The organism is Methanosaeta sp. UBA458 (assembly GCF_002496085.1).
Lineage (GTDB): Archaea > Halobacteriota > Methanosarcinia > Methanotrichales > Methanotrichaceae > Methanothrix > Methanothrix soehngenii.
In genome coordinates this window covers 1-10300 of the sequence record NZ_DAIK01000121.1, presented here as the reverse complement: position 1 = coordinate 10300, position 10300 = coordinate 1, and the positions used below count along the sequence as shown (strand labels likewise).

At 54.8% G+C, this 10300-nt stretch carries 11 protein-coding genes; 10 read left to right on the top strand and 1 reads right to left on the bottom strand.

From position 1 onward, the window contains the following. Positions 1–126 precede the first annotated feature (126 nt). The 4 genes from BP822_RS08795 to BP822_RS08780 are packed head-to-tail and all read left to right on the top strand — an operon-like array spanning position 127 to position 3405. Positions 127–1797: a 2-oxoacid:acceptor oxidoreductase subunit alpha gene (locus BP822_RS08795; protein ID WP_286878145.1), complete on the top strand. Its 1671-nt coding sequence runs from the start codon at positions 127–129 to the stop codon at positions 1795–1797. Then, a complete protein-coding gene (locus tag BP822_RS08790) occupies positions 1794–2645 on the top strand; it encodes a thiamine pyrophosphate-dependent enzyme (protein ID WP_273272253.1) in 852 nt (283 codons plus the stop codon). The genes BP822_RS08795 and BP822_RS08790 overlap by 4 nt, the downstream gene beginning before the upstream one ends. A gap of 35 nt (positions 2646–2680) precedes the next feature. Then, positions 2681–2842: a rubredoxin gene (rd, locus tag BP822_RS08785; protein ID WP_013720096.1), complete on the top strand. Its 162-nt coding sequence runs from the start codon at positions 2681–2683 to the stop codon at positions 2840–2842. A gap of 38 nt (positions 2843–2880) precedes the next feature. Further along, a complete protein-coding gene (locus tag BP822_RS08780; RefSeq protein ID WP_013720097.1) occupies positions 2881–3405 on the top strand; it encodes a ferritin in 525 nt (174 codons plus the stop codon). A gap of 68 nt (positions 3406–3473) precedes the next feature. Here the strand turns inward: BP822_RS08780 and BP822_RS08775 are convergent, their stop codons facing one another. Further along, a complete protein-coding gene (locus BP822_RS08775) occupies positions 3474–3911 on the bottom strand; it encodes a hypothetical protein (RefSeq protein ID WP_013720098.1) in 438 nt (145 codons plus the stop codon). A 123-nt stretch (positions 3912–4034) separates the two neighbouring features. Between BP822_RS08775 and tgt the strand changes: the two genes are divergently transcribed. The 6 genes from tgt to purB all read left to right on the top strand — a co-directional run bounded on the left by tgt (position 4035) and on the right by purB (position 10154). Next, positions 4035–5396 (top strand): tRNA guanosine(34) transglycosylase Tgt, encoded by a 1362-nt coding sequence (tgt, locus tag BP822_RS08770; protein WP_286878144.1) that lies wholly within the window; start codon positions 4035–4037, stop codon positions 5394–5396. Beyond that, positions 5378–6121: a VUT family protein gene (locus BP822_RS08765; RefSeq protein ID WP_273278421.1), complete on the top strand. Its 744-nt coding sequence runs from the start codon at positions 5378–5380 to the stop codon at positions 6119–6121. The genes tgt and BP822_RS08765 overlap by 19 nt, the downstream gene beginning before the upstream one ends. Before the next feature lie 32 nt (positions 6122–6153). Further along, the gene (locus BP822_RS08760; RefSeq protein ID WP_286878143.1) at positions 6154–7047 is read left to right on the top strand and encodes a class I SAM-dependent methyltransferase; all 894 of its coding nucleotides are present in this window, start codon (positions 6154–6156) and stop codon (positions 7045–7047) included. Between the two features lie 61 nt (positions 7048–7108). Further along, the gene (locus tag BP822_RS08755) at positions 7109–8047 is read left to right on the top strand and encodes a nucleoside recognition domain-containing protein (RefSeq protein ID WP_286878142.1); all 939 of its coding nucleotides are present in this window, start codon (positions 7109–7111) and stop codon (positions 8045–8047) included. A gap of 112 nt (positions 8048–8159) precedes the next feature. Beyond that, positions 8160–8744: a hypothetical protein gene (locus BP822_RS08750; RefSeq protein WP_286878140.1), complete on the top strand. Its 585-nt coding sequence runs from the start codon at positions 8160–8162 to the stop codon at positions 8742–8744. Positions 8745–8810: 66 nt separating this feature from the next. Further along, positions 8811–10154 (top strand): adenylosuccinate lyase, encoded by a 1344-nt coding sequence (gene purB / locus BP822_RS08745; RefSeq protein WP_286878139.1) that lies wholly within the window; start codon positions 8811–8813, stop codon positions 10152–10154. The last annotated feature ends 146 nt before the right edge of the window (positions 10155–10300 follow it).

The following is a 10300-nucleotide window of genomic DNA, read 5'->3' as shown; positions in this document are numbered from 1 at the left end:
TCGCAATCCTACAAGTTAAACAGAGAAGAATTCTTCAATATGTTATATGATAGCACCAATGCGAGGGGCTTTATACAATCAAAGATAAAGACAAATTATTTGCATTGAATTGCACAGGGTGATTTGATGGAAGACTTCTCTATCCTCATAGGCGGCATCGCCGGTGACGGCATAAACGAGGCGGGTCTGACTGCCGCCCGGCTCATGAACCGCCTGGGCTATCGCATATTCATGTACTACGACTATCCCTCTCTGATCAAAGGCGGGCACAACTTCTCGATGGTCAGAGCCTCATCCGAGAGGATCGGCGTCTGCAGAGATGAGATAGACCTGCTCATCGCCCTCAATCAGGATACCGTGGATAGACATTCCGGCCGCCTCAAGGAGGGCTCAATTTTCATTTTCGATGCAGATAACGTAATGGGAGAGGGCATAGCCGAGAAGAGCTGCGGCATTTCCGTCACCGGCATCCTGAAAGAGGAGGGGGCCCCTTCAGTTATGAAGAACAGCTGCATTCTGGGTGCCTTTTGTCATGCGGTAGGCATCGAATGGACGGTGCTGGAAGTGGTCTTGAAAAAGCATATCCCAAAGAAGCTGGAACTGAACCTCAAGGTCGCCCGCCGGGGATATGACCAGGCCTCGGAGTTCTGCCGCATCGCATGGCTGGACAACAGTCCTGAGCCCATCATCACCGGCAACCAGGCCATCAGCCTGGGCCTGATCAGGGCAGGTCTTGAGGCCTATGTGGCCTATCCCATGACCCCATCCTCGGCCATTCTTGACTTCATGGCCAATTCGGCGGAGGAGTTCGGCCTGAAGGTCGTCCATCCGGAGAGCGAGATCGCCGTGATCCTCATGGCAGAGGGATTCGCCTATGCCGGTGTCCGGGCGGCGGTGGGGACCTCAGGAGGAGGATTCTGTCTCATGACCGAGGCCCTCAGCCTGGCGGGGATGGCTGAGATCCCCCTGGCCATCGTCGTGGCTCAGAGGACCGGGCCCTCAACCGGCCTTCCCACTTATACCGCACAGGGCGACCTGCATTTTGTAATCAATGCCGGCCAGGGGGAGTTTCCCAGGTTGGTGATCGCCCCGGGTGACGCAGAGGATGCATATCTCTGGTCTGCTGCAGCCTTGAACCTGGCCTGGAAATATCAGATTCCCGCGTTTATCCTCTCGGATAAGATCGTCAGCGAGAGCCAGTATAGCCTTGACCTCGGGCTTACAGGAAAGGCAGAGACTGCTCGACCGGCACAGCTATGGAATGAGCAGGGTGACTACCATCGCTACCGCCACTCCGATACCGGCGTCTCTCCACTGGCCTATCCTCCTCAGAGGGGGCAGGTGATAAAGGCGGACAGCTATGCGCACGATGCCACAGGCATAACCACTGAGGACCCTCAGATAACAAGGGAGATGAGCGACAAAAGAGTGCTCAAGGCTCAATCCCTGGCCAGGGAATTGGAGGGATACGAGACTGTGAAGCTCTTAGGTGATGAGAGGAGCAGGACCTGCCTCTTGTTTTGGGGCTCGAACAAGGGGGTATGCAAAGAGGCCGCCGATAGTCTGGGACTGAGGGCAGTTCAGGTGTTGGTTCTCTGGCCATTCCCTGAGAATAGGCTAAAGGATGCCCTCAGGGGTGTGGAGAGGCTGATCGCTGTGGAATGCAATGCCACAGGCCAGCTGGCAACTCTATGCCGCCAGTATGGCATCGATGTCGATGATCGAATCCTGAAATACGACGGCCGGCCTTTTTCCCTGAACGATCTTGAAATCGAGCTGGAAAGGAGGGAAGCATGAAGCCTCAGGACCTATCCACCACTGCCCGCAATACCTGGTGTCCCGGCTGCGGTAACTTCTCCATTCTGAATGCAATAAAAGCGGTCCTCGCCCGAATGGACGAGGAGGGATTCCCAGTAGAGAACACCGTCCTGGTTTCGGGCATCGGCTGCCACGGCAAGATCGTGGACTACCTGGATGTGAACAGCTTCTACTCCATCCACGGCCGGACCATTCCCGTTGCCACAGGCATAAAGCTGGCCAACCCCGATCTTAATGTGATCTGCTTCTCTGGAGACGGCGACAGCCTGGCTGAGGGTCTGGACCACCTGATCTTCGCCGCCAAGAGGAACATCGACATAACCCTGATCTTACATGACAACCGGGTCTACGGCCTGACCACCGGCCAGTACACGCCCACCTCACCAACCGGATTCCGGGGCAAGTCCACTCCTGAGGGATCCATTGAGCGACCCCTGAACCCTCTGGACCTTATGCTCTCTGCCGGCGCCACCTTCATCGCCCGGGGCTACTCTCACGGGATTGAGCAGCTTCAGACCCTCTTTAAAGAGGCGATACTGCACAAAGGCTTCTCATTTGTGGATGTCTTACAGGTCTGCGTCTCTTACTTCAATATGTATGAGAGCTATAACAGGAGAACCTATTCCGTGGAAGGAAACGATGCCGCCAGCTTTGACCAGGCCCAGGAGATCATACGCCGCTGGAGCTATGACGACTCCGAGTCGCCCATACCCCTGGGCAAGTTCTATCAGATTGACGCACCGCGATTCGATCAGGCCTACAGCCAGACGAAGCCGCTCTTGGCGAGAGGGGATAAGATCGGATCCAAGCTGGAAAGTTTCATCTAGCAAGAAGGCAAAAACGAAGGAGTGGTGAGACAGAAATGGACAAATACGTATGCACTGTCTGTGGATATATCTACGATCCAGAGAAAGGGGATTCGGCATCCGGCATAGCACCAGGGACGGCTTTCGAGGATTTGCCGGATGACTGGACCTGTCCGGAGTGCGGCGTGGGAAAGGAATTGTTCAATAAGGTGGAGTAAAGCTCAGAATCTGCTGCTTTGTCTGCTTGGAGATCACTATGCTCAGCGAAAGGATGAATGAAGCCCTCAATTATCAGGCAAATCGGGAGTTATACTCCTCCTATCTGTATCTTTCCATGTCCTACTACTTTGAATCCATCGGATTCAGGGGGTTTGCCAGCTGGATGAGGGTTCAGGCAGGAGAAGAGCTGGTCCACACCATGAAATTGCTGGACTATGTTGCCGCTTCCGGCGAGAAGGCGAAGATGCTCGCCGTGGAGGCGCCACAGCATAGCTGGGAGTCGCCCCAGCAGGCATTTGCTCACGTCTGGGAGCACGAGCGGGCGGTGACCAGGATGATTCATGATCTGGTGGCAGTGGCCGAGAGCGAATCGGACGCAATGACACGGAAATTCTTGCAGTGGTATGTGGACGAGCAGGTGGAAGAGGAGGAGTCCTCGGACGGTGTTCTGAAGAGGGTGCTGGCTGCCGGAAACGATCCAAAAGCCCTCCGGGCAGCGGATGAGGAGCTGGGCAAGAGAGGCTTCAAATTCCCCCGCGGGTTCCAGATGTTTCCATCATAAAAGGGTATGAGGCCTCTGTTTGGGGCCTTAAATCGCTATTTAGAGCTTAATCACCAATTTTTTGCTCTTCAGATGAGCTCGGGCTGATTGGCCGGATCGATGACGCGCCACTGATCATCCTCCAGGCCATTCCCGCGAGCATCTCCTGGTGAACTGTCCCGGGAATAGAGGTACAATGGCCAGCTCTTGAAGGTCGTCTGCTTAGAACCATCAGCTCGCTCGATGGTGGCGAAGTTGGATGGATTGAGGCTCTCAGGCAGGGTCAGATCCTCAACATAAAAGGGCATCCACATCTTTGCACAATCATCATTACAGGTGCTCATTCCATCGAGACTGCTATCATTTTGGTAGTAGTAAAGGGCAAATCCCGTCTCGTTCACCAGATAGCTTCCCAGGAACTTGCTCGCGGAGATGTTCACACTGAAGTTCTCATCATCTGCCAAGGCATTGATGGAGAGAAGAGATATACACAGCAGCATGAATAAAACCATTCGGCTCTTTGACATGTTTAACACCTCCCCAGACCTTAATGCATCCTGTTAAATAAGTTTGCCCATGATCCGATTCAATAGCGGAGGAGAAAAAGGGAAAAAAGGGCCATAAAGTCCATTAATGACATAGTTGCATGGATGCAGACCGAGATGAGCGGATTTTCCTTTGAGATACTGGACCGGGATCAGGTGAGCAATGCCCGAGCAGGGCTGATAAAAACCCGAAGGGGTGACATCCAGACTCCCTATCTGGTTCCCGTGGCCACCCTGGGCAGCGTGCGCGCTCTGGGCTCCGATGACCTGGTGTCCCTGGGCGTCTCCTGTGCCCTGGCCAACACCTATCACCTTCACTTGAAGCCCGGAGACGAGCTGATCGGGCGGCTGGGGGGATTGCACAAGTTCATGGGATTTTCCCGCCCCCTTTTCACCGACTCGGGCGGCTTTCAAGCCTTTTCCCTGGGCTTTGGAAGAGAGCATAACATTGCCAAGATCGGCAACATCTTCCCGCAGGAGCTGAACCTTATTCCAGAGGGAAATGACTGCCAGCAGCAGGGCGATGAACAGTGCGAAGAGGAACCATTGGAGAGCGAGATCTACAGATCAAACTACAGGAAGAGCTACGGAGGGGGGTCGAAGGAAGGATCCAAAAGGGCGGACGGGAAGGGGCAGAAGAATGCCAGGAAGGAGAACCTGACAAAGATCACAGACCAGGGCATCTCTTTCAAGTCCATGGCCGATGGGGCCTGGCATTTCCTGGATGCTGAAAGGTCGATGAGGATTCAATCAAACCTGGGCTCAGATATCATCATGTCCTTTGACGAGTGCACCTCCCCCCTGTCAGACTACGATTATACTAAAAAGGCCATGTACAGGACTCATGATTGGGCGGAAGAGTCCATTCGCTATCATGATAAGAGCCAGGCCATCTACGGAATCATCCAGGGAGGGTGGTTTGAGGACCTGAGGCGGACGAGCACCGACTTCATCGTCTCCCAGCCCTTTGACGGCATAGCCATCGGCGGATCTTTAGGCAACAGCAAGCAGGATATGCATCAGGTCTTGGACTGGACGATTCCCAGGCTGGACGACCGGCCGCGGCACCTATTGGGGATCGGTGAGATAGATGACATCTTCGAGTGCGTGGCCAGGGGGATCGATACCTTCGACTGCGTCTCTCCCACCAGGATCGCTCGCAGAGGAAGCCTTCTCCTATCGCCCCAGTCCGGTGGATCGCGGCAAAACAAGTTCCGCCTGAATATCAAGTCCGCCCGGTTCAAGGAGGACGATCTGCCCGTTGATCCTGCCTGCTCTTGCCCCACCTGCTGCAGATATTCCCGAGCTTATCTCCGCCATTTGTACGTATCAGGAGAGCTCTCCTACTTCCGACTGGCCACCCTGCATAACCTCCATTTCATGCTTCGGCTGATGGAGAGTATAAGGGAAAGCATAAGATGTGGCAGCTTCATGGAGCTCAGGGGCAGATGGCTAAAAGCGATTTAGCTAAAGAGATTCCGGAGCAGAAAGGATCTTCGGTCTCATGGGGACGGCTGAAGCTCGATAAGACTCAGGCCACCATAATCCTCTGCGGTTTTTACCTCTTCTTTTCCCTGGCGGGAAACATCGCCGCCACCAAGGTCACAAGCTTCGGCAGCCTGGTCATGGATGCCGGTTTCATCTATTCTCTGACCTTCACCTGGAGGGACCTGATCCACAAGCAGCTGGGAGAGAGGGCGGCCTTGACCACCATCTGGCTGGCAGCGGGCTTTAATCTGCTTGCGGCCATTTATTTTCAGTTCGTGGTCCTCCTGCCCGCCCAGACTGACTGGGCAAATAGCGGTGGGCAGGCGGCCTGGACATTTCTCTTCGGGATCCTGGACAGCTCAGGCCAGGGGTGGCAGTCGGTCCTCTCCCTGCAGATGAGAATCGTCTTAGCCTCAATTCTCACTGCCCTCCTGGCGGAGCTGATCGACACCAGGGTCTATCGCATCTGGACCCGTGGAGCGCGCAAAAGCTGGCCCCAATGGACGCGAGTCTTCGCCTCCAATGCCGTCTCCATACCCATAGACAGCCTTCTCTTTCCGGTGATCGCCTTTATGGGTATCTTGGGAACTCAAGGGCTGGTGCAGATGATCTGGACCAATATGATCGTCAAAGCAGCGATCACTCTTTTGGTCTTCTGGACGATCTACCTGGTTCCCGAGAAGCCAATATATGAGGAGAGCTGAAGCGATTTAAAATAGGAGAGGATGCAGCAACAATGATCGACCCAGGAAAAGATATCGACTGGAACGAGATCTGGAAGAGCCAGATGAAGCGGAGCAGAGAGTCAAGCCCCGGCAGGGATTGTGCCCGCATCTGGAGCAGCAAAGAGAGCGCTCTTAGATTCTGGGATATGTGCAAAAAGGAGCAGAACAGGATTGAAAGAGTTATCTGGGAGACGGATATCACAGAAAAGTCTCGCGTGCTGGATATCGGCGCCGGGCCCGGCACCCTGGCCATCCCCTTAGCCCAAAAAGCGACACATGTAACGGCGGTGGAGCCGGCAGACGGCATGTGCAGCGTCATGAGAGAGAAGATGGCCGAGTATGGCGTCGAGAACATCACCATCGTCCAGAAGCGTTGGGAGGAGGTGGATGTGGCCAGTGATCTGGATCCTCCTTATGATGTGGTGGTTGCATCCTTCTCTTTAGGGATGTTTGACATCCGCAATGCCATTGAGAAGATGATCCAGGCTTCATCCAGATACATCTATCTCTACCATTTCGCGGGGGAGAGCACCTGGAGCGGGATGTGGAAGGAGCTTTGGCCCAGATTGCATGGAAGGGATTATATCTGCGGTCCAATGAGCGACGTGCTCTACAATGTGCTCTACCAGATGGGCATCTATCCGAATATCACCACCTTCAGAATGAGGCATGATCAGCGCCACTCCACCCTGGAGGATGCGGTGGCAGAGCTTGCCCCCCAGGCCCGGGCTGATACCAAAGAACAAAAGGCTGTGCTGCGTGATTATCTGGAAAAGGCTATGAAATGGGAGGAGGGGGCATTTGTTCTGAACGGCTCATCGATCCGGGTGAAGATATGGTGGGAGAAGCAGGAGGACCGCTCTTGCGGATATGGCCCGCAAGAGGACAGTGCTGCCCGGATATGAGGGCTGATTCGACCTCGAGTCCATCCTGAAGGCTCATTCAACTCGGAGGTTGGGAGCGGAATTGATCGATATACTCTGGCAGACTCTGGACGGGACCGTCTATACTATGGGCACCGTATTCCTGATGCTTTTTATTACCGGCATCATGAATGAGATGGGCCTCTTTCAGAGGTTCTCCTATCTTGCCAGTCCCCTGGTCTCATTATCCCGCCTGCCTGCAGCCGCAGCCTCCACCTTTGTGGTAGGCCTGGGATCTGCCCTGGCGGCAAATGCCATGACCGCCAGGCTCCGGCATGATGGGCAGTTGAGCGATCGTCAGGCCTTTCTCTCCGCTCTGATGAACAGCGTTCCGGTCTATTTCAGAGAGCTTTTCACCTATCAGCTGGCCTTTGTAGTTCCGGTGCTGGGCCTTTATGTGGGAGGAGCTTATGCTGTTGTGTCTCTGTCTACGGGATTGATCAAGCTCTTGATTGTCATAATCCTGGGCAGAGCCTATCTGGCAGGAGAGGTCATCTCCTCTTTAGAGCCTTCACCAATTGCAAAGGAGAAGAGCATCATAGATGCAGCCCGAAAATCACTGAGCGGTCAGAAAAAGCTGTTTTTGCGGATAGCATCACTTTACTTCATTATGACATTTCTCGTTCTCTATTTGAGCGAGGCGGGAATACTGCAGTCGCTGAACGTGGCTCCTCTTGCCAGCATCTTCCGGATCCCAGCAGAGACTGTGATCCCGCTGACCATCTATGTGGCCAGCCCCAAGGCGGGAATCGTCCTCCTCGGACCATTGATCCAGAATGGCGGTATATCGGAGCTGAAAGCCCTGATGGTCCTGATGCTGGGAAGCATGTTCATGCTGCCCGTCTTCACCATCAGGTCAACTCTGCCCAACTATACATCGATCTTCGGCGTAAGGCTGGGAGTCTCCCTGACCGCCGTATCAGCGGGCATCAGCATAATGGTAAGGCTGCTTGTACTGCTGCTGCTACTCTTCGCCACTTGAATTAGAATTCAGAGCTCTCGCCTTTCCCAATTTATGGGGGTGAAAGAGTCGTATGATGGATATTGCGCCGCTTTCCGAAACATCTTTATAATCATCCAGACAATTAAATCCTATGAGAGCTTGCTTTTTCCTCCTTCTGCTGGCCGTCTTTCTGCTTCTTCCAAGCCAGGCAAATGCATCGTACTGGTTTCAGGTGATCGATATCACACCGGTGGAGATGCTGCCTAATAGCGAGGCCAACTTCACGGTCTCGGTCAAGGGACTGGGAAGCGACAGAGCCTATGTGGAGCTGGTCTTCAGGAATGTATCAGAGGGGCTGACGATCACCTGCCCCAAGAAGATCCAGAACATCTTCCCTCAGGGAGTGACCAACTATGATTGTATTGTTGCGGCGGGAGATCTTCTTCCCGGCAACTACTCCTTTGTGGCAGATGTGGTCGTCGCTGGTGCCCCTTCCGGAAAGAAGACCGGCTATGTCAACATCATTGGAAGAAATGGCAATCATGCCTCTGAGCCTGTGAGAGTGGATCAGCCCGCCCTGGAGGATGCAGAACCAGCAGGAGAATTCCAAGAGCCTGAGACGGAACCTCTTGCCCAGCCCGACAAGCCCGCTGAAAGCCAGAAGGAGAGCCCCGCTCCAGGGGCATTGGCCGCAAGCCTTGTGCTGATCCTCGTCCTTTGGCGGATGAAGAGATAGAGGATAGATATTCGATTATCTCTCAGACCAAAAGCTCCATCAATCCCCTCTGCCATCCATCCTGCCATGTCTATTCACCCCATGGAGTTCAGATATGGCACACAAGAGATGAAGGCCATCTGGGAAGAGGATTTCAGGCTGCGCTGTCTCTTCCGGGTGGAGGCGGCCCTGGCTCAAGCGGAAGAGGAGCTGGGAATGATTCCCCCCGGGGCGGCAGAGGAGATCGCTCGGGCGGCAGAGGTTACCCGGCCCCAGAGGGCCAAGGAGATTGAGGATGAGATCGGCCATGACATGATGGCCACTGTGCTCGCCCTGGCCGAACAAAGCCCTAAATTCGGGGAGTGGATCCACCTGGGAGCGACCTCCAATGATATCCTGGATACCGCTACCGGCCTGCAGATCAAGGCCTCATTGGAAATCCTGGAGGAGAAGCTGAAAAAAATGCTCGCTCTTCTCCTGGACCTGGCCATGCAGAACAGAAACTTGGTCTGCGCCGGCCGGACGCACGGCCAGATAGCAGTGCCCACCACCTACGGATTGAGGTTCGCCATCTGGGCCTCAGAGGTTGGGCGCCATATCCAGAGGCTCGTGGAGTTGCGACCCCGGGCGGCAGTGGGCAAGATGTCTGGCGCCGTGGGGACCCAGGCCGCATATGGCCGGTTCGGCATGGAGATTCAGGAGAGGGTTATGAGCCACCTGGAGCTGTTCGAGGTGGACGTCTCCAATCAGGTGGTGCAGAGGGACAGGCATGCAGAGATGGTATGCTGGATGGCGCTCGTCGCCTCCACCCTGGATAAGATCTTCATCGAGATGAGGACCTTGCAGAGGACGGAGATCGCCGAGGTGGAGGAGGGCTTTGGCAAAAAGCAGGTGGGCTCGTCCACCATGCCCCACAAGAGAAATCCGATCAAGTCCGAGCAGATCTGCGGCCTGGCGAGGGTGGTGCGGGCGCAGCTCATCCCCGCTTTTGAGAACATTCCCCTCTGGGATGAGCGCGATCTGACCAACAGCAGCTGCGAGCGGATTGTCTTTCCGGAGGCCTTCATATTCACCGACCACATCCTCGCCCTGGCCGTTCGCACCCTGGGCAATATGAGGCTGAGGCCGGATAACATCGAGCGAAACCTCATGCTCCTGCATGGCCTGAATATGGCGGAGAACGTGATGGTGGAGCTGGCCAAAAAAGGAGTGGGGCGCCAGCAGGCCCATGAGATCATGCGCCAGAGCAGCATGACCGCCTTCGAGGAGAAAAGGGAGCTTTTGGATGTCCTTCTGGAGAACGAGACGGTCAGAAGTTTCCTGAAGCCTGAGGAGATCAGCGCCCTGCTCGATCCCCATCAGTACATCGGCACGGCACCCAAACAGGTGGAAAGGCTGAACGAGAAGCTGAAAAAGCTCTACCTGACTTGAATCCGCCCAGAGAAATGAGCTCAGCTATGAGACCTGACGAGATGCTGCCCAGGGTCTTTCTCCTCAAATCGGGGTCGATAGAAAGAGATCAAGCGGGCAACATCCTGGATGCCCGCTCCTCAGTGACATTGATCAAGACAGAGAGG

What these genes read in the sequence shown, in the direction of transcription:
- BP822_RS08795 (WP_286878145.1), top strand. Translation starts at nt 127, where the DNA reads ATGGAAGACTTCTCTATCCTCATAGGCGGCATCGCCGGTGACGGCATA.
- BP822_RS08790 (WP_273272253.1), top strand. Translation starts at nt 1,794, where the DNA reads ATGAAGCCTCAGGACCTATCCACCACTGCCCGCAATACCTGGTGTCCC.
- rd (WP_013720096.1), top strand. Translation starts at nt 2,681, where the DNA reads ATGGACAAATACGTATGCACTGTCTGTGGATATATCTACGATCCAGAG.
- BP822_RS08780 (WP_013720097.1), top strand. Translation starts at nt 2,881, where the DNA reads ATGCTCAGCGAAAGGATGAATGAAGCCCTCAATTATCAGGCAAATCGG.
- BP822_RS08775 (WP_013720098.1), bottom strand. Translation starts at nt 3,911, where the DNA reads ATGTCAAAGAGCCGAATGGTTTTATTCATGCTGCTGTGTATATCTCTT.
- tgt (WP_286878144.1), top strand. Translation starts at nt 4,035, where the DNA reads ATGCAGACCGAGATGAGCGGATTTTCCTTTGAGATACTGGACCGGGAT.
- BP822_RS08765 (WP_273278421.1), top strand. Translation starts at nt 5,378, where the DNA reads ATGGCTAAAAGCGATTTAGCTAAAGAGATTCCGGAGCAGAAAGGATCT.
- BP822_RS08760 (WP_286878143.1), top strand. Translation starts at nt 6,154, where the DNA reads ATGATCGACCCAGGAAAAGATATCGACTGGAACGAGATCTGGAAGAGC.
- BP822_RS08750 (WP_286878140.1), top strand. Translation starts at nt 8,160, where the DNA reads ATGAGAGCTTGCTTTTTCCTCCTTCTGCTGGCCGTCTTTCTGCTTCTT.
- purB (WP_286878139.1), top strand. Translation starts at nt 8,811, where the DNA reads ATGTCTATTCACCCCATGGAGTTCAGATATGGCACACAAGAGATGAAG.